Annotated in this window: 20 protein-coding genes; 13 read left to right on the top strand and 7 right to left on the bottom strand. The window is 70.7% G+C overall.

Going from position 1 to position 23,450, the window contains the following annotated elements; all coding sequences use genetic code 11:
* Nucleotides 1–14 precede the first annotated feature (14 nt).
* A complete protein-coding gene (locus I4Q55_RS25810; RefSeq protein ID WP_206791180.1) occupies nt 15–1,169 on the top strand; it encodes an AAA family ATPase in 1,155 nt (384 codons plus the stop codon).
* 18 nt (nt 1,170–1,187) lie between these two features.
* Here I4Q55_RS25810 and I4Q55_RS25805 read toward each other — a convergent pair whose 3' ends face one another.
* Nucleotides 1,188–2,192 (bottom strand): LacI family DNA-binding transcriptional regulator, encoded by a 1,005-nt coding sequence (locus tag I4Q55_RS25805; protein ID WP_206791179.1) that lies wholly within the window; start codon nt 2,190–2,192, stop codon nt 1,188–1,190.
* A 154-nt stretch (nt 2,193–2,346) separates the two neighbouring features.
* Between I4Q55_RS25805 and I4Q55_RS25800 the strand changes: the two genes are divergently transcribed.
* The 7 genes from I4Q55_RS25800 (at nt 2,347) to I4Q55_RS25770 (ending at nt 10,527) form a co-directional block, all read left to right on the top strand.
* Nucleotides 2,347–3,420 carry an ABC transporter substrate-binding protein gene (locus I4Q55_RS25800; protein ID WP_206791177.1) on the top strand — a complete coding sequence of 358 codons (1,074 nt, stop codon included), beginning with the start codon at nt 2,347–2,349 and terminating at the stop codon, nt 3,418–3,420.
* Nucleotides 3,417–4,973: a sugar ABC transporter ATP-binding protein gene (locus tag I4Q55_RS25795; protein ID WP_206791175.1), complete on the top strand. Its 1,557-nt coding sequence runs from the start codon at nt 3,417–3,419 to the stop codon at nt 4,971–4,973. The genes I4Q55_RS25800 and I4Q55_RS25795 overlap by 4 nt, the downstream gene beginning before the upstream one ends.
* Nucleotides 4,954–5,904 carry an ABC transporter permease gene (locus tag I4Q55_RS25790; RefSeq protein WP_206791173.1) on the top strand — a complete coding sequence of 317 codons (951 nt, stop codon included), beginning with the start codon at nt 4,954–4,956 and terminating at the stop codon, nt 5,902–5,904. Before I4Q55_RS25795 ends, I4Q55_RS25790 begins: the two co-directional genes overlap by 20 nt.
* Entirely contained in the window at nt 5,901–6,869 is a 969-nt protein-coding gene (locus I4Q55_RS25785) for an ABC transporter permease (protein WP_206791171.1), read from the top strand. The genes I4Q55_RS25790 and I4Q55_RS25785 overlap by 4 nt, the downstream gene beginning before the upstream one ends.
* A gap of 29 nt (nt 6,870–6,898) precedes the next feature.
* Entirely contained in the window at nt 6,899–9,358 is a 2,460-nt protein-coding gene (locus tag I4Q55_RS25780; protein ID WP_206791169.1) for a LamG-like jellyroll fold domain-containing protein, read from the top strand.
* Between the two features lie 114 nt (nt 9,359–9,472).
* Nucleotides 9,473–9,868, top strand: coding sequence for a carboxymuconolactone decarboxylase family protein (locus I4Q55_RS25775; RefSeq protein ID WP_206791168.1), 396 nt, complete (start codon nt 9,473–9,475; stop codon nt 9,866–9,868).
* Nucleotides 9,865–10,527: an epimerase gene (locus I4Q55_RS25770; RefSeq protein ID WP_206791167.1), complete on the top strand. Its 663-nt coding sequence runs from the start codon at nt 9,865–9,867 to the stop codon at nt 10,525–10,527. The genes I4Q55_RS25775 and I4Q55_RS25770 overlap by 4 nt, the downstream gene beginning before the upstream one ends.
* Here I4Q55_RS25770 and I4Q55_RS25765 read toward each other — a convergent pair.
* From I4Q55_RS25765 to I4Q55_RS25755, 3 genes are read right to left on the bottom strand one after another with little or no spacing between them, the layout of a single operon-like run.
* Nucleotides 10,487–11,137, bottom strand: a complete 651-nt coding sequence (locus I4Q55_RS25765; protein WP_206791166.1) for a TetR family transcriptional regulator — start codon at nt 11,135–11,137, stop codon at nt 10,487–10,489. The two genes, I4Q55_RS25770 and I4Q55_RS25765, sit on opposite strands and share 41 nt — an antisense overlap.
* A gap of 10 nt (nt 11,138–11,147) precedes the next feature.
* Nucleotides 11,148–11,576 carry a PGPGW domain-containing protein gene (locus I4Q55_RS25760; RefSeq protein ID WP_206791165.1) on the bottom strand — a complete coding sequence of 143 codons (429 nt, stop codon included), beginning with the start codon at nt 11,574–11,576 and terminating at the stop codon, nt 11,148–11,150.
* Nucleotides 11,543–12,964, bottom strand: a complete 1,422-nt coding sequence (locus I4Q55_RS25755; RefSeq protein ID WP_206791164.1) for a serine hydrolase — start codon at nt 12,962–12,964, stop codon at nt 11,543–11,545. The genes I4Q55_RS25760 and I4Q55_RS25755 overlap by 34 nt, the downstream gene beginning before the upstream one ends.
* 134 nt (nt 12,965–13,098) lie before the next feature.
* Here I4Q55_RS25755 and I4Q55_RS25750 point away from each other — a divergent pair, with 134 nt between their 5' ends.
* Both I4Q55_RS25750 and I4Q55_RS25745 read left to right on the top strand, forming a co-directional pair.
* Nucleotides 13,099–13,695 (top strand): dihydrofolate reductase family protein, encoded by a 597-nt coding sequence (locus I4Q55_RS25750; RefSeq protein WP_206791163.1) that lies wholly within the window; start codon nt 13,099–13,101, stop codon nt 13,693–13,695.
* 51 nt (nt 13,696–13,746) lie between these two features.
* Nucleotides 13,747–14,976 carry an HNH endonuclease signature motif containing protein gene (locus I4Q55_RS25745; RefSeq protein WP_206791162.1) on the top strand — a complete coding sequence of 410 codons (1,230 nt, stop codon included), beginning with the start codon at nt 13,747–13,749 and terminating at the stop codon, nt 14,974–14,976.
* Nucleotides 14,977–15,322: 346 nt separating this feature from the next.
* On the opposite strand, the gene I4Q55_RS25740 is transcribed toward I4Q55_RS25745, so the two are convergent.
* Both I4Q55_RS25740 and I4Q55_RS25735 read right to left on the bottom strand, forming a co-directional pair.
* Nucleotides 15,323–15,910: an FMN reductase gene (locus tag I4Q55_RS25740; protein ID WP_206791160.1), complete on the bottom strand. Its 588-nt coding sequence runs from the start codon at nt 15,908–15,910 to the stop codon at nt 15,323–15,325.
* A complete protein-coding gene (locus I4Q55_RS25735) occupies nt 15,907–17,019 on the bottom strand; it encodes an LLM class flavin-dependent oxidoreductase (RefSeq protein ID WP_206791158.1) in 1,113 nt (370 codons plus the stop codon). The genes I4Q55_RS25740 and I4Q55_RS25735 overlap by 4 nt, the downstream gene beginning before the upstream one ends.
* A 107-nt stretch (nt 17,020–17,126) precedes the next feature.
* Between I4Q55_RS25735 and I4Q55_RS25730 the strand changes: the two genes are divergently transcribed.
* The 3 genes from I4Q55_RS25730 (at nt 17,127) to I4Q55_RS25720 (ending at nt 23,254) form a co-directional block, all read left to right on the top strand.
* Entirely contained in the window at nt 17,127–18,557 is a 1,431-nt protein-coding gene (locus I4Q55_RS25730) for a hypothetical protein (protein ID WP_206791157.1), read from the top strand.
* 133 nt (nt 18,558–18,690) lie between these two features.
* Entirely contained in the window at nt 18,691–20,742 is a 2,052-nt protein-coding gene (locus I4Q55_RS25725; protein ID WP_206791156.1) for a type IIA DNA topoisomerase subunit B, read from the top strand.
* A 28-nt stretch (nt 20,743–20,770) separates the two neighbouring features.
* Nucleotides 20,771–23,254 carry a DNA topoisomerase (ATP-hydrolyzing) gene (locus I4Q55_RS25720; RefSeq protein ID WP_206791155.1) on the top strand — a complete coding sequence of 828 codons (2,484 nt, stop codon included), beginning with the start codon at nt 20,771–20,773 and terminating at the stop codon, nt 23,252–23,254.
* Here I4Q55_RS25720 and I4Q55_RS25715 read toward each other — a convergent pair.
* Nucleotides 23,238–23,447 carry a hypothetical protein gene (locus I4Q55_RS25715; protein ID WP_206791154.1) on the bottom strand — a complete coding sequence of 70 codons (210 nt, stop codon included), beginning with the start codon at nt 23,445–23,447 and terminating at the stop codon, nt 23,238–23,240. The two genes, I4Q55_RS25720 and I4Q55_RS25715, sit on opposite strands and share 17 nt — an antisense overlap.
* Nucleotides 23,448–23,450: the final 3 nt, after the last annotated feature.

Genomic DNA, 23,450 nt, shown 5'->3' with positions numbered 1-23,450 from the left:
GCTAAGTTCGGGGCATGCTCACCACGCTGGCCGTCGCGAACTACCGCTCGCTGCGTGACCTGGTGCTGCCGCTGTCCGGTTTGACCGTCGTCACCGGACCCAACGGCAGCGGCAAGTCGAGCCTGTACCGGGCGCTGCGCCTGCTGGCCGACGCGTCCCGCAACGGCGCCGTGGCGGCGCTGGCCCGGGAGGGCGGGCTCCCGTCGACGCTCTGGGCCGGCCCGGAGAACGGCGTGCGCCGGGGCACCACGCGAGTACAGGGCAAGGTGCACACGAAGGCCGTCGGGCTACGGCTCGGTTTCTCGGGCGACGACTTCGGCTACGCGCTCGACCTGGGCCTGCCGGTGCCGGGCGCGACGCTGTTCAACCTCGACCCGGAGTTCAAGCGGGAAGCGGTGTGGTCGGGGCCGGTCCTGCGGACGGCCGCGTTGCTCGCGGACCGCGCGGGCCCGTCGGTGCGCACCCGCGTCGCCTCCGGCGCCTGGGGCGACGAACGGTTCAAGATCCGGTTGACGGACAGCATGCTGAGCGAGTTCGCGGACCCGCGGGCCTGTCCCGAGCTGCTGGTGCTGCGGGAACGCATCCGGTCGTGGCGCTTCTACGACCACTTCCGCACGGACGCCGACGCCCCGGCCCGCCAGTCCCGCATCGGCACCCGCACCCCGGTGCTGTCCCACGACGGCGCCGACCTCGCGGCGGCCCTGCAGACGATCATCGAGGTGGGCCGGGCCGACGACCTCGCGGAAGTGGTCGACGCGGCCTTCCCGGGCTCGACGGTGGAGGTGGCCTCCCAGGACGGCCTGCTGTCGGTCCAGCTGCGCCAGCACGGGTTGCTGCGCCCGCTGTCGGCGGCGGAGCTGTCGGACGGCACGCTGCGCTTCCTGCTGTGGGTGGCGGCGCTGCTCACCCCGCGCCCCCCGGAGCTGCTGGTGCTGAACGAGCCGGAGACGAGCCTCCACCCGGACCTCCTGCCGGCGCTGGCCACCCTGATCGCGACGGCGGCCAAGGAGACCCAGCTGGTGGTGGTCTCCCACGCCCAGCCGCTGATCCGCGCCCTCGCCGCGATCACCGACGTGGGCACGGTCGAGCTGGAGAAGGAGTACGGCGAGACGAAGGTGGCCGGCCAGGGCCTCCTGGACCGCCCCGCCTGGCACTGGCCCGGCCGCTGACCCCAGCTCCCAAGCCCCTCAGCGGCCGCCGGTGCTCTCCCGGATCTCCAGCGCGAACGGCGTCTGGATGTCCTGCGGCGGCGACGTCTTGTCCCCGGTGATCCGCCGGTGCACGAGGTCCACCGCCGCCTCCGCCAAGGCCGTCTTGTCCGGCGCGATCGTCGTCAGCGACGGCAGTGAGAATGCGCTCTCTTCGTTGTTGTCGAACCCCACGATCGCCACGTCCTCCGGCACCCGCAGGCCGCGCTCGGCCACCGCGCGCAGCGCGCCGATGGCCAGCAGGTCGTTGAAGCAGAACACCGCGTCCGGCGGCGAAGGCAGCGCCAGCAACGACTTCATCGCCGTCGCGCCGACCGCTCGGTGCCACTTCTCGGCCGGAGCCACCAAAGCGTCCGAATAGGACAAACCCGCGTCGGCCAGCGCGGAACGGTACCCGGCCAGCCGCTGCGACGACGTCCCGCGCGCCGGGTTGCGGCCGATGGCCGCGATGCGCGTGCGGCCCAGCGAGGCCAGGTGGGACACCGCCGTGCGCGCGGCCAGGACGTTGTCGATCGCCACGTGGTCTATCGGCACGTCCACCGCGTGCTCGCCCAGCATGACCAGGGGGATCCCGCCCGGGTCGGCCGGGAAGTCCGCCGCCTCCAGGGCTTCCGGGTGCACCAGTGCCCCGTCGACCAGGTGCGGCCCCAGCGAAGAAAGCGTTTCCCGCTCGCGCGAGCGCGTGCCCTGCGTCTGCTCGATCAGGACGCTCCAGCCGCGCTGCTGGGCCGCCGTGATCACCAGGCCGGCCAGCTCGCCGAAGTACGGGATCGACAGCTCCGGCACCATCAGCGCCAGGAACCCGGTGCGGCCGCGCCGGAGGTTGCGCGCCCCGACGTTCGGCCGGTACCCCGTCGCCGCCAGCGCTTCTTCGACGCGCCGGCGGTTCTCCGGCTTGACGAAGGCGTAGCCGTTCACGACGTTCGACACGGTCTTCACCGACACTCCGGCGAGCGTGGCGACGTCCTTGAGCGTCACGGTCACGGGCGGTCCCTTCAGAGAGTGAGCACGAAGTGTAGCCAACGGCTGCCGGTTTACAACGTTGTTCCAACGATGTAAAAAGTACCCCAAGGCTCTCGGGGTGACCCCGATCACCTCGGCGAGCGGGCCACCGACGATGCTTGCCCGAGGAGTCGCCGTGCTCTTGCCGTCCCGTCCCCGCCTTGTCCTGGTCACCGCGGCCGCCGCCGCGCTGACCCTCACCTCCTGCACCAGCCGGGAGGAAACCCCGGCCACCAGCGCCAGCGGCGGTGGGCCAGCCGCCAGCGCCCAGTCCGCCGCGCCGTCCGCCGACGGCTGCACGCTCGCCAAGACCGGTTACCCCAAGGTCGACCTCAAGACGGCGGTGGTCGGGTTCTCGCAGTCCGAAAAGGAGGCCAACCCCTTCCGGACCACCGAGACGCAGTCGATCCGCGACGAAGCGGCGAAGCTGGGGATCGGCAACCTGCTGGTCACCAACGCCCAGAGCGACCTGAACCGGCAGATCAGCGACATCAAGTCCATGCTCGACCGCGGTGCCCAGCTGCTCATCGTCGCGCCGCTGAACTCCGACGGCCTCCAGCCCGCGCTCGACGCGGCGAAGGCCAAGAAGGTCCCGGTCGTCACCATCGACCGCAAGGTGACGTCGCAGCCGTGCGCCGACTACCTGACCTTCATCGGCTCGGACTTCGTCGAGCAGGGCAAGCGCGCCGCCCAGGCGATGGCGAAGGCGACCGGCGGCACCGGCAAGGTCGCGATCCTGCTCGGCTCGTCCGGCAACAACGTCACCACCGACCGCACCAAGGGCTTCAAGGACGAGCTGGCGAAGACGCCGGGGCTGTCCGTGGTCGCCGAGCAGACCGGCGAGTTCGACCGGTCCAAGGGCCAGGCCGTGATGGAGCAGCTCATCCAGAGCCACCCGGACATCACCGCCGTCTACGCCGAGAACGACGAAATGGGCGTCGGCGCGGTCAACGCGCTCAAGACGGCGGGCAAGACGCCGGGCAAGGACGTCAAGATCGTCTCCATCGACGGCACCCGCAACGCCGTGCAGCTCATCGTCGACGGCAGCTACAACGCCGTCATCGAGTCCAATCCGCGCTTCGGTCCGCTGGCCTTCCAGACGCTGCAGAAGTTCGAGAACGGCGAAGCCATCCCGCCGAGCATCGTGATCAGCGACGACCAGTACGACGAGACGAACGCGGCGCAAAAGGTCGGGAACTCCTACGAATGACGGCCACGACCGAAGTGATGACCGCGCCGGTGCTCGAGGTGACCGGGGTGACCAAGCGGTTCACCGGCACCCTCGCGCTCGACGACGTCAGCTTCGCGCTGGCGCCCGGCGAGGTGCACGCGCTGGTCGGCGAGAACGGCGCCGGCAAGTCCACGCTGATCAAGGTGCTGACCGGTGTCCACCGGCCCGACGCGGGCGAGGTGCGCCACCTCGGCGAGCCGGTGACCTTCAAGCGGCCGATCGACGCGCAGCGCGCCGGGATCTCCACGATCTACCAGGAGGTCAACCTCGTTCCGCTGATGAGCATCGCCGGCAACGTCTTCCTCGGCCGCGAACCGCGCACTCGCCTGGGGCTGGTCGACTGGCCGAAGCTGAACGCCGACGCGCGCGAGCTGCTCAAGGGCTACGGCATCGACGACGACGTCCGGCGCCCGCTGCACACGCTCGGTGTCGGCGCGCAGCAGATGGTGGCGCTCGCCCGCGCGGTCTCGACCGACGCCAAGGTCGTCATCATGGACGAGCCGACGTCGTCGCTCGAGCCGCGCGAGGTCGAGACGCTGTTCGAGGTGCTGCACCGGCTGCACGCCCAAGGCATCGCGATCGTCTACGTCAGCCACCGGATGGACGAGCTGTACCGGGTGTGCGACAGCGTCACCGTGCTGCGCGACGGCCGGGTCGTCCACAGTGGACCGCTGAAGCCACTGCCGCGCATCGAGCTCGTGTCGCTGATGCTCGGCCGTGAAGTCCGCCAGATCCGCGAAGAGGGCGTCACGGCGTTCGGCGAGGAACACGACATCGAGCGCGAGCCGCTGCTCAAGGCCGAGCACCTGTCCGGCCTGCGGAAGCTGCACGACGTCTCGGTGCGCATCCGGCCCGGCGAGGTCGTCGGCCTGGCCGGCCTGCTCGGCTCCGGCCGCAGCGAGACCGCGCGGGCCATCGTCGGCGCGTTCCCGCTGGACGGCGGCAGCGTGCTGCTGGCCGGGAAACCGCTGCGAAAAGACAAGATCAAGAACGCCGTGCGGGCCGGGATCGCGCTGCTGGCCGAGGACCGCAAGGCCGACGGCATCATCCCGAACCTGTCGGTCCGCGAGAACATCGTGCTCGCCGCGCTGCCGGCGCTCTCGCCGTTCGGCCTGGTCAGCAGGGCCCGGCAGGACCGGATCGTGAAGATCTTCATGGACCGCCTGCGGATCAAGGCCGCGAGCCCGGAGCAGAAGGTGTCGGAGCTCTCCGGCGGCAACCAGCAGAAGGTGCTGCTGGCCCGCTGGCTCGCCACCGGCCCGAAGATCCTGCTGCTCGACGAACCCACCCGCGGCATCGACGTCGGCGCCAAGGCCGAGGTCCAGGCCCTGATCGACGAACTCGCGCGGGAAGGCCTCGGCGTGCTGCTCATCTCGTCCGAACTGGAGGAACTGATCGACGGCGCCGACCGCGTGGTCGTCCTGCGCGACGGCTCGGTGGCCGGCGAGCTGACCGGCGACCGCATCACCGAGGAGAACGTGCTGACGGCCATCGCAGCGGAGGGTGACAACGATGTCGACCGCCACCCTTGAGCGTGCGAAGGTCACCGCGTGGCTGCAGAACTACGGCGTCTACCTGGCCGTCGTCGTGCTGCTGCTGTTCAACGTGGCCTTCACCGAGAACTTCCTGTCCGCGGCCAACTTCCGCACCCAGCTGGTGCAGGCGGCGCCGGTCTGCGTCGTCGCGCTCGGCATGGCGCTGGTGATCGGCACCGAGGGCATCGACCTCTCGGTCGGCTCGGTGATGGCGATCGCCGCCGCGCTCATCCCGCTCTACCTGGGCGCGGGCCCGCTGATGGCGGTCCTCGTGGCCGTCATCGCCGGAATCGTGTCGGGCCTGTTCAGCGGCTACCTGGTGGCCTACCTGGGCATCCAGCCGATCATCGCGACCCTCGCGCTGCTGGTCGGCGGCCGTGGCCTCGCGCTGGTCATCGCGGACGGCCGGCTCGTCCAGCTGCACAACCGCGACTTCCTGGCGCTGGGCACCGGCGACGTCCTCGGCGTGCCGATCATGGTGATCGTGGCGGGCGTGCTCGCCGTGCTGGCCGGGCTGGTCGTGCAGCGCACGACGTTCGGACGGCACCTGGTCGCGATCGGCGGCAACCGCGCCGCGAGCACCCTGGCCGGGCTGCCGGTGAAACGCGTACTCGTCAGCGTCTACGTGATTTCCGGGGCGCTGGCGGCGATCGCCGGCGTGCTGGCGACGTCGAGGCTGGGCGCGAGCGACCCGAGCGACGTCGGCCTGCTCATGGAGCTGTCCGCGATCACCGCGGTCGTCGTCGGCGGCACCCCGCTGACCGGCGGCCGGGTCCGTGTCCTCGGCACCGTGTTCGGCGCGCTGCTCATGCAGCTCGTCCAGGCCACCCTGATCAAGCACAACCTGCCGGACTCGACCGCGCAGATGGTCCAGGCGGCCATCATCGTCGGCGCGGTCTACGTCGCTCGTGAGCGGAGCAGCACATGACTCGGACCGCGGAACGCAATGCCGCCTTCGCGGGAGTCCTGCAGCGCCAGGGCGCGGCCGTCGTCCTCGTGCTCGGCATGGCCGCCGCGTGGTTCGCGTTCCCGCACTTCGGCACCGCGGACAACCTGCGCAACCTCGTGCTGCAGGGCTCGTTCCTGGCCGTGATCGCGCTCGGCATGACGTTCGTGATCATCTCCGGCGGCATCGACCTCTCGGTCGGCTCGAACTACGCGCTCGGCGGCGTCCTCGCCGCGTACGGCGCCCAGTACGGCCTGGTCGTGGCGATCCTGCTGCCGCTGGCGGTGTGCTCGCTGATCGGGTTCGTCAACGGCCTGCTCATCGCCCGCACCGGGATGGCGCCGTTCATCGTGACGCTGGCGTCCCTGCTGTTCGCCAGGGGCCTCCTGCTGGCGTTGACGTCCGAAGGCGCGACGACGTACAAAGTGGACCCCGGCTCGGCGTTCCTCTGGCTGGGCCAGGGCACGATCCTCGGCATCGGCGTCCCGGTGTACCTGACGCTGGTCCTGTTCGCGCTCGGCGGGCTCCTCCTGCGCCGCACGCGGTTCGGCCAGTCGGTGTTCGCCATCGGCGGCGCCGAGCAGTCGGCCGTGCTGATGGGCCTTCCGGTGGCCCGCACCAAGATCGGCCTCTACACGCTCAGCGGCGGGCTGGCCGGCGTCGCGGGCATCCTCACCGCCGCCTACCTGCAGTCCGGCGTCACGGTGCTCGGCGTCGGCACCGAACTCGACGCGATCTCCGTCGTCGTCATCGGCGGCACGCTGCTCACCGGCGGTGCCGGCACCCTCATCGGCACGCTCGTCGGCGTGCTGCTGCGCACGCTCATCCAGAACGTCATCAACCAGATCGGCACCCTCGACTCCAGCTACCAGACGGTGGTGAGCGGGGCCTTCCTGCTCGTCGTCGTGGTGATCCAGCGCCTGCTGGCGCGTTCCCGAACCCGCTGAACCCTGCTCACCCACCAGGAGGTTCACCGATGTTCCGCCCTGCCCGACTGGCCGCCGTGCTGGCACTGGCCCTCACGGGGCTCGCGGTCCCCGCCGCGCACGCCGAGTCCCCACCGCAGTGGCAGCGGCTCACCCCGCCGCTGTCGACACCGTGGACGAACGACGTCTCCCCCGCCAACGCCCTCCCCGACTACCCCAGACCACAGCTGACCCGCTCGAAGTGGCAGAACCTCAACGGCGTCTGGGAGTTCGCCGCGGCCAAGCCCGGCGAAGCCGCCCCGATCGGCCGGTCGCTCGGCGAGCGCGTCCTCGTGCCGTACCCGGTCGAGTCCGCGCTGTCCGGGATCATGCGCCACGAGACGAACATGTGGTACCGCCGCACGTTCCAGCTGCCCCGCGACTGGCGGGGGCAGCGGATCCTGCTGCACTTCCAGGCCGTCGACTACGACGCCACGGTGCTCGTCAACGGCAGGACCGTCGGCCGCCACACCGGCGGCTACGACGCGTGGTCCGTCGACGTCACCGACGCCCTGACCACCGCACGCGACCAGGAGCTGATCGTCGGCGTCGCCGACCCGAACGACCAGGGCGGGCAGCCGATCGGCAAGCAGCGCAAACCCGGTGACGGCATCTTCTACACGCCGTCGTCGGGCATCTGGCAGACCGTCTGGATGGAACCGGTGGCGCCCGCGCGCATCGACCGCCTGGACGTCACGCCGGACCTCGGTTCGGTGACGGTGACCGCGGTCGTCGGCGGGCCGGTGAAGCAGCGCGTCGAAGCCGTCGCCTACGACCGCGGCCGCGTCGTCGGGCGCGTGACGGGTGACGCGAACAAGCCGTTGAAGCTCAAGGTGGACCGGCCGCACCTGTGGTCGCCGGACGACCCGTTCCTCTACGACCTGCGGGTGAAGCTCGTCCCGTCGGGCGACGAGGTCGGCTCGTACTTCGGGCTGCGCACGGTCGGCCTCGGCAAGACCGCCGACGGCAAGCAGCGGATGCTGCTCAACGGCAAGTTCGTCATGCAGGTCGGCCCGCTCGACCAGGGCTTCTGGCCGGACGGCATCTACACCGCGCCGACCGACGCGGCCCTGAAGTTCGACCTGGAGCAGGAGAAGGCGCTCGGCTTCAACATGGTGCGCAAGCACATCAAGGTGGAGCCGGACCGCTGGTACTACCACGCCGACAAGCTCGGGTTGCTGGTGTGGCAGGACATGCCGTCGATGAAGGACGACGTCGAGCCGTCCGCGGCCGCGCGCGTCAACTACGAGTCCGAGATGAAGCGGATGATCGACCAGCACCGCAGCTTCCCGTCGATCGTCTCGTGGGTGCCGTTCAACGAGGGCTGGGGCGACTACGAGGTCGGCCGGATCGCCGACCTGGTCAAGTCCTGGGATCCGACCCGGCTGGTGAACGCCGAGTCCGGCGTCAACTGCTGCCGGTCCGAACCGGACAGCGGCAAGGGTGACATCTACGACGACCACACGTACACCGGCCCGGGCACGCCGATGCAGACCGGCACGCGCGCGGCCGTCGACGGCGAGTACGGCGGCCTCGGCCTCAAGGTCGCCGGGCACGAGTTCGACCCGGCGGGCAGCTTCGCCTACGAGATGGCGCCCGACAGCGCGACGCTGACCCGGCGCTACGGCGAGCTGCAGCAGCGCCTGCTGCTGGTCGCCCAGCGGTGCGGGGTGTCCGCGGGCGTCTACACGCAGACCACGGACGTCGAGAAGGAGGTCAACGGCTTCTTCACCTACGACCGGCAGGTGAAGAAGATGGACTTCGCGGCGGTCCGCGCGGCGAACCTCGCGGTGATCAAGGGCGCCACCGGCGCCCCGGTCGCCGGGCCGTCGGTGCCCGCCGGAACGCCCGGGATCGACGGCATCGCCGCGTACCCGTTCGACGAAAACGCGGGCACGGTGGCCGCGGACACGGTCGGCGACCACGACGCGACGCTCGTCGGCGGCGCGTCCTGGACGGCGGGCAAGAGCGGTTCGGCGCTGGCGGTTTCCGGGTCGGGCCAGTACGCCGACACGGGTGCCGCGCTGGTGAACACCGAGGGCAGCTACAGCGCGGCGGCGTGGGTCAGGTTCAACGCCGTGGGTGACGGCTTCCAGACGATCGTCAGCCAGGACGGCCCGAGCAACAGCGCGTTCTTCCTGCAGTACTCGGGCCAGGACCACCGCCTGGCGATGAGCTTCGTCGGCACGCGGGCCCTGGCGCCCACGGCCCCGGAAGCGAACCGCTGGTACCACGTCGCCGGCGTCCGCGACGCGGCTTCGGGCACGCTGAAGCTGTACGTCGACGGGCAGCTGGCGGCCACGAAGAGTGTCTGCCTCGGCGACGCGTCGACGGGCCACACGGTGATCGGCCGCGGCAAGTACGGCGGCAACCCGGTCGACTTCCTCAACGGAGCCGTCGACCAGGTCCACGTCTACGACCGGGCGCTGTCCGACGCCGACGTGAGCGCGTTGTACTCGAGCGGGAAGTAGGCACGCGGTCCGGCGTGACGGCCACCCGCGGTGGTGGCCGTCACGTTTGACCTGGAGCGCGCTCCAGCCCCTAGCGTCGACCGGGCCACGACGTACTGGGGAAAGGAACCCGCCGTGACCGACGAGCGCTTCGAACTCGGCCTGAAGACCCTGACCGCCATCGACGGCGAGAGCGGGCAGCGCGTGCTCGACAACCTCGCCGACGTCTCCCCCGCGCTGGCGGAAGCCGTGGTGGCGTGGGGGTTCGGCGAGGTCTACGCGCGGCCGGGGCTCGCGCCGCGCGACCGCCAGCTGGTGACGCTCGGCATGCTCACCGCGCTCGGCGGCTGCGAGCCGCAGCTGGAGGTGCACGTCAACGCGTCCCTCAACGTCGGCCTCACCCCGGCGGAGATCGTCGAGGCGCTCCTGCACTCGGCGGTCTACTGTGGATTCCCGAAGGCGCTGAACGCGACCTTCACGGCCAAGAAGGTCTTCGCCGAGAGGGGGCTGCTGCCGGTGACGAGCGTATGAGGGTCGTCCTGTTCGGCGCGACCGGCATGGTCGGCCAGGGCGTGCTGCGGGAATGCCTGCGCGACGAACGGGTCGAAGAGGTACTGGCGGTCGGCCGGGCCCCGGTCGGCGCCGGCCACCCGAAGCTGCGGGAAGCCGTCGAGGAGGACCTGTTCGCCCTCGAGCCGATCACCGGGTACGACACGTGCTTCTTCTGCCTCGGGGTGTCGTCGGTGGGGGTGCCGCCGGAGGAGTACGAGCGGATCACCTACCAGCTCACCCTTTCGGTGGCCCGGAAGCTCCCGGACGGCACCACGTTCGTGTACGTCTCGGGCGCGGGCACCGACAGCACCGAGCGCGGCCGCGTGCGCTGGGCCCGCGTCAAAGGCGCGACGGAGAACGCGCTGGCGCGGCTGCCGCTGCGGACGTTCGCCTTCCGCCCCGGCTACATCCAGCCACTGCACGGCATCACCTCGAAGACCCCGCTGTACCGGGTGCTCTACCGCGTCGCGATGCCGCTGTACCCGGTGCTGAAGCGGCTGTTCCCGCGCGCGGTGACGACCACGGAGGACATCGGGCTCGCGATGCTGGCCGTGGCCTCGGCGGGGTACGAGCGGCCGATCCTGGAGAACGCGGACATCACCGCCCTCGCGCGACGAGCCCGGCCAGCAGGTTCGTGAGGCCCTCGGCCAGCCCGAACGCCGGCGCGTCCCCCGGATCGACGGCCGCCACGGCCGCCGTCGGGTGGGCCGCGGGCCACGAGCCCGACACCAGCACCACCACTCCGCGGGCGAAGTGCCGCGCCGCCTCGACCGGCAGCTCCGGCACCCGGACCCGCACCAGCTCGCCCAGCCGTTCGGTGTTCGCGGCGGCCCGGCGCCGGAAGCTGCGGGCGAACTCCACCGGGATGTTGCGCTCCAGCACCGGCGCCATCGAGCTCAGCAGCTCGCACAGCACCCGGCGGCCGGTGAGCGTCGCCGCGATCGTCCCGGCGACCCGCTCCTCGCGCGCGAAGCCGGGCTCCACCGGCCCCGCTTCGCCGAGCGCTTCTTCCAGCTCGTCCAGCCACGCCGTCCACGCGCTGTCGAGGACCTCCAGGAAGATCGCCTCGCGGCTGTCGAAGTACCGGATGACGTTGGACTTCGCGAGCCCGACGTGACAGGCCAGCTCCCGCAGGCTGATGTCGGCGACCGGACGTTCGGCGAGCAGCTCCCGCGCGGCGGCGAGGATCGCCCGCCGGCGCGCCTCGATCTGCTCGGGACGGCGGGCGCGCTGGAATCCGGCGCTCATGGCGCCGAGGCTACCGGTCGGTCGAAGCCCGGGTCCCGGCCTCGCGGCGCGCCTTGACCCGCTGGTAGCTCCAGATCAGCAGCGCGAACAGGATCACCGACGACAGGATCAGGCTCGACCCGGTGCTCCAGCCGCTGAACGGGAGCGACCGCACCGTGCCCCAGACGATCCCGGCCGCCAGCAGCGCCAGCCCGGCCAGCACCGACCCGGCGATCCGCAGCGGCGACGACACGCTGTCTTCGGCCGCCTTCATCGCGCGGTCGCGCACCGGGTCGACGTACCGCTCGAGCGCCGGGAACTCCGACGCCAGCACCAGCAGCCCGGCGAGCACGAGCAGCAGCCCGGGGCCGGGCAGGACGAGCATCGCCACCCCGATCAGCAGCAGGACGGCCCCCGCCACGGTGATCAGGATCCGCTTCGTCTGCTTGCCGATGCCCACTCGGTGTCTCCCGTCGTCTTGTCCGATTGTTCCTGGTCGCGGCCTCGCGTGCCACTCACGAGGACCCGTGCCCTGGCCGCGGCCACGGTCAGGCCGGCCAGCGCGGTCACGCCGAGCGCGACCACGAGCCCCGGCCAGACGTGGAGCACCTGGGCGTAGGTACCCCGCCGTCCGGCGAATACCCATCCGAGCAGTTGCGGCAGGAAGGCGAGCGGCAAAAGCGGCAGCAACGGCGGCACGATCCGCCACCAGTGCCGCTGCCGGGCCCGGCGCACGCCGAGCACCGCCAGGCCCACCGCGACCAGCGCCAGCGCGCCGAGCACCCGATCGGCGACCACCCCGGCGGGCAGGGCCGGTTCCGGAGCACCGCCCTCCAGCAGGCTCGCGAGGCCCTCGGCCAGCAGCTCGGCCTCGTTGTCCAGCGCCATCCCGGTGTTCGCGAGCACGGCGACGCCGTACCCACCGGGCAGCAGCACCTGCGCCGCGGTGTGGGAGAACCAGTCGCCGGTGTGGGACGCCTTCCCGTCGCGGACGCGCCAGCCCAGCGCGTAGCCGCGTCCGGGCGCGGGCGTGTGCGCGGATCGGGCTCCTTCGGGGGTCAGCACGCCACCGCCGTCCTGCTGGGCTCGCAGCCACTTCGCCAGGTCCTCGGCGGTGCTGAGCACGCCGTGGCTGCCGCCGGTGAACCAGTCCGGTTCGGACACCGGAACCTCGATCCCGAAGGCCCGCACGTACCCCTCGATCCCGGCCGGCGGCGCGTCGACGGAGGTGCTGTGGGACATGCCCAGCGGCCGGAAGACGTGCCCGGCCAGGTAGTCCGCGAACGGCTGCCCGGCAACGACCTCGACGATCCGCGCGGCGACCTGGTAGTTCGGGTTGTGGTAGTGGAACCGGGCACCCGGCTCGTCGGCGAGCGGCGCGTCCTTCAGCCGCGTGACGGCCTCGGCGAGGGTGCGCGGCTGTGACAGGGTCAGGTCGGGAAAGGCTTCGTCGGCCATGCCGGAGGTCTGGTCGAGCAGCATCCGGACGGTGATCCTGGCACCGCGCGGGTCGGCGAGCCGGAAGCCGGGGAGGTAGTCGGTCACCGGGTCGTCCAGCGTGATCCGGCCGGCTTCGGTCAGTTGCAGGACCGCGAAGGCGGTCATGGACTTGCTCAGCGACGCGATCGGCAGCCGGGTTCGGGCGGTGAGGGGCGTGCCTGCAGCATCACGGCCGTAGCCGGCGACCCGGACGACTTCGTTGCCGTGGGTGATCGCGACGACGGCGCCGGGGAGGCCGGTGTGGTCGAGGTGGGCGCGGACGTAGCCGTCGATGTCGTACTGGGCTGCTGACGCCGGGGGTGCGGTCGTGATCAGCAGGAGTGCCAGTACGAGGAGGAGCCTGGTCATGGCAGGGAAAAGTAGGCGGCGGACCCACCGGGTGACTGCTGCCGGACGGCGCGCACCACCCCCTACTTTCGGCATGTTCTTGACAAGCGGCCTATATTCAACTCAACGGTTGATAAACAGAGGAGTTGACAACGATGCCGGTGGTCGCGAGCTTCTGCATGTCGCTGGACGGGTTCGTGGCGCGCCCCGACGACAGCGTCGGACCGCTTTTCGACTGGTACCAGGCCGGAGAAGTCGAGGTGCCGATGGTCGGCTACCCGATGACGTTCCACGTCGCGCCGGCCAGCGCGGCGTACCTGAGCGCGTTCCTGGAATCGGCGCGCCACAGCGCATTGGTGTGCGGCCGCCGCGTGTTCGAGTACACCCAAGGCTGGGGCGGCCGACCCCCGGGCGGCGGCGCGGCGTTCGTCGTGACACACCACCCGCCACCGGCGGACTGGCCCGCGGACCACTTGGCGCCCTTCAGGTTCTGCGCGGACGTCGCCAGCGCGATCGAGCAGGCGAAGGCGGCCGGAGACGGAACGGTGGGCGTTTCCGGGCCGTCGATCGCCCAGCAGTGCTTGAACCTCGGACTGCTCGACGAGCTGCGGATCGACCTGGTCCCGGTGTTGCTCGGCGAAGGGGTGCGGTACTTCGGCGACCTCGGTGCCGGCAAGGCCGAGTTGGAGCAAGCGGAAGTCGTTGTCGGGCAAGGGGTTACGCATCTTCGGTATCGGATCCACTACCGTTGATCCCACCTGATCGAGTGATGACTTTTGTTTGATGGCCGGTAGTTTGGAGGTATGACCAGCGATGCGGCTCTCTCCTCCGAGGCGGTGGCTCTTGCCGACCGCATCGGCGAGTTGGTCGCGCGCATGCGGTCTGCTGAGGCCGAACTTGGTGCGGTGCTGGTGGAAATCGAACAGCGCGGGGTGATGGAGCTGTTCGGCTACCGCTCCGCCGCCCGGCTTATGGAGCACCTCGCCGATGAGCCGAAGCCGGCCGCGGAACGGCTGATCAAACGCGCCCGCCTGCTCAATCCCGGCCGCAACCTCGACGGCAGCCCCATCCCCGCACTCGCGCCCGCCACTGGCGCTGCCGCTCGGGCGGGACGGTTGAGCAACCCGATGATCGACGTGATCACCTCTGTACTCGCCCAGGTTCCGCCCGAGCATTGCGCGAGTGCCGAGACCAACCTGGTGGCATTCGCCGAAGAGGCCGGGCACAAGCAGGTCGCTGCCCTCGGTGCCCGCATCCTCGCCCACCTGGTTCCCGATGGTCAGGAGCCCGACGACACCGAACCCGTGGTTCCCACCCGGGAACTGTTCCTGCGCCGCAAAAGAACCGGGATCTGGGAGCTGAGTGGCCGGTTCGATGATGAGACCGGCACCCGCGCCCACGCATTGCTGGATGCTTTGGCCGAGCGTCGTACCGGCGATGACTGCCCCGACTTCCGCACCACCCCGCAGCGTTACGGGGATGCTTTCTCCGACGCCGTCGACCTGGCTCTGAATTCTCCGGAGTTGCCGATGCAGGCCGGGGAACGAGCCCACGTCATGGTCGCGGTCTCCCTGAACGACCTGAAATCCGGCCTCGGCAAGGCCACCCTCGGCGACACCGGCACCATGACCGCGGCCGAAGCCCGGGTGCACGCCTGCGACGCCATGATCATCCCCGCGGTGCTGGGAGACAAGAGCGAACCGCTGAACCTCGGCCGCCTCCGCCGCCTGATTTCCGCCGGACTGCGCCGCGCCCTGTTCCTCCGGGACCGGGGGTGCGCGTTCCCGGGCTGTCATCGTCCACCCCGGCACTGTCAAGGTCACCACATCCGCCACTGGGCAGACGGCGGCCCCACAGATCTCACCAACCTGGTGCTGATGTGCGCCCACCACCACCGGCTCCTGCACCGATCCGGCTGGGAAGTCCGCATCGCCCCCGACGGCCTGCCGGAGTTCCTGCCACCGGTGTTCATCGACCGGCGCCGAAAACCCAGGCGCAACAACCTCCACGAACCACTCCCATTCGCAGCCTGAACACGGGAAAGGCCCGCAGCCCAACGGCTACGGGCCCACACCCACGCGCTCAGGCCGGCGAAGCAGTTTCCGAGAAGTTTCGCTTCAGCCCGCCAGCCGCCAACTCACCCGGCCGCCACTCCCCGGGCCGCCACTTCCCAGGCAACCCACTCACCCCGGCCCGTCACTCCCCGGTCCGCCACTCACCTCAGCCCGCCACTCCCCGAGCAGCCACTCACCTCGCCGCCACCCCGGCAGCCACTCACCCGGCCCGCCACCCCGGGCAGCCACTCACCCAGGCCCGCTATTCACCTCGGCCGCGACTGCCCGGCCCACCCCTCCCCGAGCAGCCACTCCCCGAGCAGCCTCAATCAGCCGCCAGCAACTGCTCGAACGGAACGAACTCCGGCTCCTTCGACACCGCACCCCGCCCCTCAGCCGCCGAAGCCAGCTCGGCCCCCGCCTTCTCGATCCGCCGCTGCAACGCCCCCGAAGCCTCCCCACTGCCCCAGTCGGACGAAGCCGCGTACACGCCCGTCGCCACCGGATCCGCCTTCAAGTACCCGAACAACGGCCGCAGCTGGTAGTCCACCACCAGCGAATGCCGTTCCGTCCCACCGGTGGCCGCGAGCAGAACCGGCTTGCCCACCAGGGAATCCGTGTCCAGCACGTCGAAGAACGACTTGAACAGCCCGCTGTACCCGGCCGTGAACACCGGCGTCACCGCGATCACCGCGTCCGCGCCCGTCACCGTCTCGATCGCCGTGCGCAGCGCCGGGCTCGGGAAGCCTGTCAGCAGGTTCTTCGTGATGTCCAGGGCGATGTCCCGCAGCTCCACCACGGAAACCGACACCGGGGACCCGGCCGCGGCAACCGTTGCCGCGGCCAGGCGGTCCGCCAGCAGGCGGGTCGACGAGGGCACCGACAGCCCCGCCGTCACCACTGCGAGCTTCATACCCCAGCCTCCACCGAAGAAGCCGAAGTAGCCGAAGAAGCCGAAGCCGCCTTCAGGGACTCGTGCGTCGGCGCCTCCGGGACGTGGGCCGGCCGCCGGGCGTCCAGTTCCTTCCGCAGCACCGGAATGACCTCCGAGCCGAGCAGGTCCAGCTGCTCCAGCACCGTCTTCAACGGCAGCCCCGCGTGGTCCATCAGGAACATCTGACGCTGGTAGTCGCCGAAGTGCTCGCGGAACGTCAGCGTCTTGTCGATGACCTCCTGCGGGCTGCCCACCGTCAACGGCGTCTGCTCGGTGAACTCCTCCAGCGACGGCCCGTGCCCGTACACCGGCGCGTTGTCGAAGTACGGCCGGAACTCGTTCCACGCGTCCTGGGACTTCGGCCGGATGAACGCCTGCCCGCCGAGCCCGACGATCGCCTGGTCCGCCGAGCCGTGGCCGTAGTGCTCGAACCGCTGGCGGTAGAACGCGATCAGCTGCTGGAAGTGGGATGTCGGCCAGAAGATGTGGTTGGCGAAGAAGCCGTCGCCGTAGTACGCCGCCTGCTCGGCGATCTCCGGGCTGCGGATGGACCCGTGCCAGACGAACGGCGGAACTCCGTCCAACGGCCGGGGCGTCGACGTGAAGCCCTGCAGCGGGGTGCGGAACTTGCCCTCCCAGTCCACCACGTCCTCGCGCCACAACCGCCGCAGCAGCGCGTAGTTCTCGATGGCCAGCGGGATGCCCTGGCGGATGTCCTGGCCGAACCACGGGTACACCGGCCCCGTGTTGCCCCGCCCCATCATCAGGTCGACGCGGCCGTCGGCGAGGTGCTGCAGCATCGCGTAGTCCTCGGCGATCTTCACCGGGTCGTTCGTCGTGATCAGCGTCGTCGACGTCGACAGGATCAGCTTGGACGTCTGCGCCGCGATGTAGCCGAGCATCGTCGTCGGCGACGACGGGACGAACGGCGGGTTGTGGTGCTCGCCGGTCGCGAAGACGTCGAGGCCGACCTCCTCCGCCTTGAGCGCGATGCGGACCATCGCCTTGATCCGCTCGTGCTCCGTCGGCTCGGTGCCGTTGGTGGGATCGGTCGTGACGTCGCCCACCGTGAAGATTCCGAACTGCATGACCTGCTCCCTTCGCGAGCCCCATCTTACATGCGCGTTCAACTACTTCCAAGCAAGAGATATTCCGGCCGACAACCCGCCGAGAGGCACCGGCTAAGGTCGGGGGCATGGACGCGGAGCTCGCTCGGCTGGGTTTGGCAGAACGTTCGGTACGACTACTCGCCGGTCGCGACATCTGGGCCTCGATCACCCCCTTGCTCGCCCCGCGCCGGAACCTCGTGGCCGCCTTCGGTCACGTCGGCCCCGGCGCGGCGGCCCTGCTGCCCTTACAACCCGGCGACACGCTGATCACGGACGCCAGCCTGGACACCGTGCTGTCCGGCGCGACGAGCCCGCACGCGCTGCTGCACTGGGTCAAGGCGGGCGTGATCGTGCACTCGCTGCGGGGGCTGAACGCGAAGCTGGTGATCGCCGAGGACGACCCGTCGTTCGTCGTGGTCGGCTCGGCCGACGTCACCGCCGCCGGCCCGCGGCAGCTGTTCGAGGCCGTGACGCTCTCGCACGAGCGGCACACCGTCGAGGAGGCCCAGGAGGCCTGGCTCGAGTGGTGCGACCTCGCCGGCCCGTCGCTGACCGCCGGTGACCTGGAGCCGCTGCTGGAGCAGTACGGCGCCGGCAAGCCGGTCACGGCCCGCCCGGCCGCGACCCGGCCCGCCCCCACGCCCGTCCGGCCGGTGGTGACCAGCCGCCCGGCGACGCCGGTCCGCCCCGCGGCCGCGACGCCGCAGCCGTCGCCGGTGCGCCCGGCGACCCCGCCCGCTTCCCCGGTCCGCCCGGCAGCCACGACTCCGCCGCCCTCGCCGGTCCGGCCCGCGGCTCCGGCGCCTTCGCCCGTCCGGCCGGCCACGCCGCCCGCTGCCCCGGCCGCCGCCCCGCAGCCGAGCACGCCCGCAGCCGCCGAGCCGGACACCCCGGCCACCGAGCAGCCCGCCGTGCCCGCTGCCGCCCCCGAGCACCCCTCCGCGGCGCCTGCCACCACGGAACCGGTGGCACCCGAGCCGGAAGCCACCGAAGCCGGCGAAAACGCCGCCGACGTGCCCCGCCCGGCCTGGCCGCGCCCGGCCGAGCTGTACCTGGTCAGCCTCGTCGAAGGCGGCGAGCCGTCGGCCGAGGCCGAATACCGGCTCGAAGAGCTGGCCCGCGAGTACACCCACCCGGGCGACGACGGCGAATCGCCGTTCCGGGTCGAGCTGCTGTGGGCCGACGACGGCCAGGGCCAGGACCCGCCGCGCACGCTGCGCGCGGGGGTGCACGTGATCCCCGTCTACAGCCAGAAGCAGGGCCGGCCCCTCGTCGGGTCGCGGATCGAGGCCCCCGGTCTCGTCCTGCAGGCGCACATCGACGAATTCGCCTACCCCCGTCGCACGTACTGCTACGTCCTGACCCGGCAGTCGGCCGCCAAGCCGGCCTTCGGCGACCTCCGCAAGGCCCTCGCCGCGATCGGCGAGAAGCCGAACTTCCGGAACAGCTTCCAGGTCCCGCGGAAGATCGAAGCCCTGCTGGGCCTGTGGCCCGACCTGGGCTACGACCCCCGTTAGGGGCGGCGCACGCCACTCCGGGAGCGACAGCGCGCGGAAACTGTCGGGGCGGGCGGATATCCTGCACTACGGTGCAGGCGAGTCCGCACCACCACCAGCACTTTCGCGAGCCACGATCCGGGAGAACGACCCTGTGACTGCCGAGACCTTGTACGGGGCCGACGACCTGACGCATCTCGAGGGTCTCGAAGCCGTCCGCAAACGCCCCGGGATGTACATCGGCTCCACCGACAGCCGCGGCATCAACCACCTCTTCTCCGAGGTGGTGGACAACTCGACCGACGAGGGTGTCGCGGGCCACGCGACGAAGATCGTCGTCACGCTGCACGCCGACGGGAGCGTCCAGGTCGACGACGACGGCCGCGGCATCCCCACCGGCACCCACGCCAAGTCCGGTTTGTCCGGCGTCGAGCTGGTGCTGACGCGGCTGCACGCCGGCGGCAAGTTCGGCGGCTCCGGCTACAAGACCTCCGGCGGCCTGCACGGCGTCGGCGCTTCGGCGGTCAACGCGCTGTCCCACCGCTTCGACGTCACGGTGAAGCAGGACGGCAAGGTCCACCAGATGTCGTTCAAGCACGGCGTGCCGGGCACGTTCGACGCGCCCGGCCCGAAGGCGAAGTTCACCCGCCGGTCCGGGCTGAACGTCGTCGGCAAGATGAAGCGCGGCGAGCGCAGCGGCACCTCCATCCGCTACTGGTACGACTCGCGCTACTTCGAGTCCGGCGCGGCGCTCGACGTCGAAGGCGTGCGGGCCAAGCTGCGCAACACCGCCTTCCTCGTCCCGGGCGTCACGTACGTGCTGCGCACCGCGATCGAAGACACGATCAACGAGGAGACCTTCCACTTCCCCCACGGCCTGGCCGACATGGTCGACTTCCTGGCGCCGTCGGGCGAGAAGCCGGTCTGCGGCACGCTGCTGATCACCGGCGAAGGCACGTACAAGGAGAACGCGGCCGACGCCGCCGGCGTCATGCAGTCCAATGTGGAGCGCCACGCCGAGGTCGAGGTGGCGCTGCGCTGGGGCACCGGCTACGAGCGCACGGTCGAGTGCTTCACCAACACGATCCGCAACGTCCACGGCGGCACGCACCGCCGCGGCTTCGACCGCGCGGTCACGAAGGCTTTGCAAGAGGCCATCTCCAAGACCCGCGGGCTGCTGAAGCCCAAGGAGGACATGCCGACGATCGAGGACGTCCTCGAGGGCATGACGGCCGTGATCCACGTCCGGCTGCCGGAGCCGCAGTTCACCTCGCAGACCAAGGACGAGCTGTCCACCGCCGGCATCACCCGGGTCCTGCAGGGCATCGTCGACAAGCACGTCAAGGCGTGGACCGAGGATCGCAAGACCAAGTCCGAGGCCAAGGTCGTGCTGCAGAAGGTCGTCGACGCCTCGCGCGTCCGGCTCACCCAGAAGCAGCAGAAGGACGCCGCCCGGCGCAAGACCGCGCTCGAAGGCGCGGCGATGCCGCCGAAGCTCGTCGACTGCCGCACCACCGGCGTCTCCCGCAGCGAGCTGTTCCTGGTCGAGGGCGACAGCGCGCTGGGGTCGGCGCGGATGGCGCGCGTGTCCGAGTACCAGGCGCTGCTGCCGCTGCGCGGCAAGATCCTGAACGTCCAGAAGGCATCGCTGGGCGACACGCTGAAGAACGCCGAGATCGCGTCGATCGTCCAGGTGCTCGGCGCGGGCACCGGGCGCACGTTCGACCTGTCGACCATGCGCTACGGCCGGGTGATCCTGATGGCCGACGCCGATGTCGACGGCTCGCACATCCGCACGCTGCTGATCACGCTGTTCGCGAAGTACATGCGCCCGGTGATCGAAGACGGCCGGCTGTACGCGGCGATGCCGCCGCTGCACAAGCTCGTCACGAAGGGCCGCAACCCGGAGACGCACTTCACCTTCACCCAGCGGGAGATGGAGCAGAAGTTCGCCGAGCTGGAGCGGGCGGGCAAGAACATCGTCACGCCGGTGCCGCGGTTCAAGGGTCTCGGCGAGATGGACGCCGACGAGCTGTGGGAGACCACGATGAACCCGGCGACGCGCTCGGTGCGCCGCATCACCATGGACGACGCCGAGGCCGCGGAGGCGGCGCTGGAACTGCTGATGGGCGAGAAGGTCGAGCCCCGGCGGAACTGGCTGGTCGCCTCCTCCGACCGGGTCGACCGCGAAGCCATCGACGCCTGATTTTTCGTAGCTACCAAGGAGTTCTGCCGTGGCACGCCGCAAGGGCACCACCACCAAGGTCGATCCCAGCGCGTTCGACTCCCCCGGTGCGCACGTCTTCGACAACTCGCTGAAGACCGAGATCGAAGACTCCTACCTGGAGTACGCGTACTCGGTCATCCACTCGCGTGCCCTGCCGGACGCGCGGGACGGGCTGAAGCCGGTGCACCGCCGGATCCTGTACTCGATGAACGAAAACGGCTACCGCCCGACGCACGCGTACGTGAAGTCGTCGCGCGTGGTCGGCGACGTGATGGGCAAGTACCACCCCCACGGCGACGTCGCGATCTACGACGCGATGGTGCGGCTGGCGCAGGACTTCTCGCTGAACGTCCCGCTGATCGACGGCCACGGCAACTTCGGCTCCCCCGACGACGGCCCGGCCGCCTCGCGGTACACCGAAGCCCGCATGTCGCCCGAGGCGATGCAGCTGGTCGGCGAGCTCGGCGAGGACACCGTCGACTTCCGGCCCAACTACGACGGCTCGCTCGAAGAGCCGTCCGTGCTGCCCGCGGCGTTCCCGAACCTGCTGGTCAACGGCACGTCCGGGATCGCGGTCGGGATGGCGACCAACATGATCCCGCACAACCTCGGCGAGGTCATCGCCGCGGCGCGGTGGCTGATCACGCACCCGTCGGCGACGCTCGACAAGCTGATGGAGTTCGTGCCCGGCCCCGACCTGCCCACCGGCGGCAAGCTGCTGGGCCTCGACGAGGTGCGCCGCGCGTACGAGACCGGTCGCGGTGTGGTCCGGATGCGCGCGAACGTCGAGACCGGGCCCCTCGAGGGCAGCCGCGGGCGGCAGGCGATCACCGTCACCGAGCTGCCGTACGGCGTCGGCCCGGAGAAGGTGATCGAGAAGATCACCGACGAGGTCAACAAGTCCAAGCGGCTCACCGGCATCGCCGACGTCAAGGACCTCACCGACCGCGAGAACGGCACGCGGCTGGTCATCGAGTGCAAGGTCGGCGTCAACCCGCAGGCGCTGCTGGCCGATCTTTACCGGCTCACGCCGCTGGAGCAGTCGTTCGGCATCAACAACCTGGTGCTCGTCGACGGCCAGCCGCAGACCCTCGGGCTCAAGGAGCTGCTGGAGGTCTTCCTCCGCCACCGCTACGACGTCGTCACGCGGCGCACGAAGTACCGCCGCCGCAAGCGCGAAGAGCGTCTGCACCTGGTCGACGGCCTGCTGATCGCGCTGCTGAACATCGACAAGGTGATCAAGCTCATCCGCGAAAGCGAGAACGCGCAGGCCGCGAAGGACGGCCTGATGACGCGTTTCAAGCTGTCGGAGATCCAGGCCACGTACATCCTGGACACGCCGCTGCGCCGGCTGACCAAGTACGACCGCCTCGAACTCGAGTCCGAGCAGGAGCGGCTGCGCGAGGAGATCGCCGAGCTGACCAAGATCCTCGACGACGAGTCGGTGCTGAAGAAGCTCGTCTCGTCCGAGCTGGCGAAGATCGCGAAGGACTTCCCGACCGAGCGCCGCACCGCGCTGATCGACGGCGACCTGAAGGAGGTCCTGGCCGCGTCGAAGCCCTCGGGCCCCCTGGAGGTCGCGGACGACCCGTGCCAGGTGATCCTCTCGGCGACCGGGCTGGTGGCACGCACCGCGGCCGAGTCCGAAGAGGCGACCGAGACGCGTCGCCGCAACGGCCGGGTGAAGCACGACGCCGTGGCGGCCCTGGTCCACACGACCGCGCGCGGGCAGGTGCTGCTGGTCACCAGCCGCGGCCGGGCGTTCAAGACCGACGTGCTCCCGCTGCCGGTGCTGCCCGAGCAGGCCGGCACGGTGTCGCTGCGCGGCGGCATGGCGGCGCGCGAGCTGGTCCCGCTGGAAAAGGGCGAGACGGTCATCGGCATCGCGCCGCTCGGCGAGCAGGCGGCGGGCTCACCGGGCCTGGCGCTGGGCACGAAGGCCGGCGTCGTGAAGGTGTGCGCGCCGGAGTGGCCGGTCCGCTCGGACGAGTTCGAAGTGATCTCGCTGAAGGACGGCGACGAGGTCGTCGGCGCCACGTGGCTGACGGACGGCTCGGAGACGCTGGCGTTCGTGTCGTCGGAGGCGTCGCTGCTGAAGTACGCGGCGTCCCTGGTCCGCCCGCAGGGCCTGAAGGGCGGCGGCATGGCGGGCATGAACGTGGGTTCGGGGTCGGTGGTGTTCTTCGGCGCGGTCCGCACGGACGACGACGAGCACGGCGAGCCGCTGGTGATCACCTCGACGGGCCAGAGCGTGAAGGTGACACCGTTCAGCGAGTACCCGGCGAAGGGCCGCGCCACGGGCGGCGTCCGGGCCCAGCGCTTCCTCAAGGGCGAGACGGCGCTGCGGGTGGCCTGGATCGGCCCCCGCCCGGCCGGCGCGGCACGCAACGGCGACCCGGTGGAGCTCCCGGAGATCGACGTCCGCCGAGATGGTTCCGGGCACGCCCACCCCGGCCCGGACGTGGTGGGTCACCTCATCGAACGCGACTGACCGGCGGGCCGTAGAACTCCCGCAGCCTGCGGACCAGTTCTGCGGCCGCCGCCGGGTCGGCTTCACGCGGCGCGGCACCGGCGGGATCGTCGTCCCCGAACACGACGACCATCCCGCCGGTCCGCTGACCGGCTTCCGCCGCCGCGAAGATCGCCCGCACCGCACCCTCCGACCGTTCATGAAGAATGTTCATGTT

The sequence above is a fragment of the Amycolatopsis sp. MtRt-6 genome, assembly GCF_017308975.1.
Lineage (GTDB): Bacteria > Actinomycetota > Actinomycetes > Mycobacteriales > Pseudonocardiaceae > Amycolatopsis.
This window is presented reverse-complemented; position numbering and strand designations above follow the sequence as displayed.

Coding starts and splice junctions, on each gene's coding strand:
- I4Q55_RS25810 (WP_206791180.1), top strand. CDS start 15: ATGCTCACCACGCTGGCCGTCGCGAACTACCGCTCGCTGCGTGACCTG.
- I4Q55_RS25795 (WP_206791175.1), top strand. CDS start 3,417: ATGACGGCCACGACCGAAGTGATGACCGCGCCGGTGCTCGAGGTGACC.
- I4Q55_RS25790 (WP_206791173.1), top strand. CDS start 4,954: ATGTCGACCGCCACCCTTGAGCGTGCGAAGGTCACCGCGTGGCTGCAG.
- I4Q55_RS25785 (WP_206791171.1), top strand. CDS start 5,901: ATGACTCGGACCGCGGAACGCAATGCCGCCTTCGCGGGAGTCCTGCAG.
- I4Q55_RS25780 (WP_206791169.1), top strand. CDS start 6,899: ATGTTCCGCCCTGCCCGACTGGCCGCCGTGCTGGCACTGGCCCTCACG.
- I4Q55_RS25770 (WP_206791167.1), top strand. CDS start 9,865: ATGAGGGTCGTCCTGTTCGGCGCGACCGGCATGGTCGGCCAGGGCGTG.
- I4Q55_RS25765 (WP_206791166.1), bottom strand. CDS start 11,137: ATGAGCGCCGGATTCCAGCGCGCCCGCCGTCCCGAGCAGATCGAGGCG.
- I4Q55_RS25755 (WP_206791164.1), bottom strand. CDS start 12,964: ATGACCAGGCTCCTCCTCGTACTGGCACTCCTGCTGATCACGACCGCA.
- I4Q55_RS25750 (WP_206791163.1), top strand. CDS start 13,099: ATGCCGGTGGTCGCGAGCTTCTGCATGTCGCTGGACGGGTTCGTGGCG.
- I4Q55_RS25745 (WP_206791162.1), top strand. CDS start 13,747: ATGACCAGCGATGCGGCTCTCTCCTCCGAGGCGGTGGCTCTTGCCGAC.
- I4Q55_RS25740 (WP_206791160.1), bottom strand. CDS start 15,910: ATGAAGCTCGCAGTGGTGACGGCGGGGCTGTCGGTGCCCTCGTCGACC.
- I4Q55_RS25735 (WP_206791158.1), bottom strand. CDS start 17,019: ATGCAGTTCGGAATCTTCACGGTGGGCGACGTCACGACCGATCCCACC.
- I4Q55_RS25730 (WP_206791157.1), top strand. CDS start 17,127: ATGGACGCGGAGCTCGCTCGGCTGGGTTTGGCAGAACGTTCGGTACGA.
- I4Q55_RS25715 (WP_206791154.1), bottom strand. CDS start 23,447: ATGAACATTCTTCATGAACGGTCGGAGGGTGCGGTGCGGGCGATCTTC.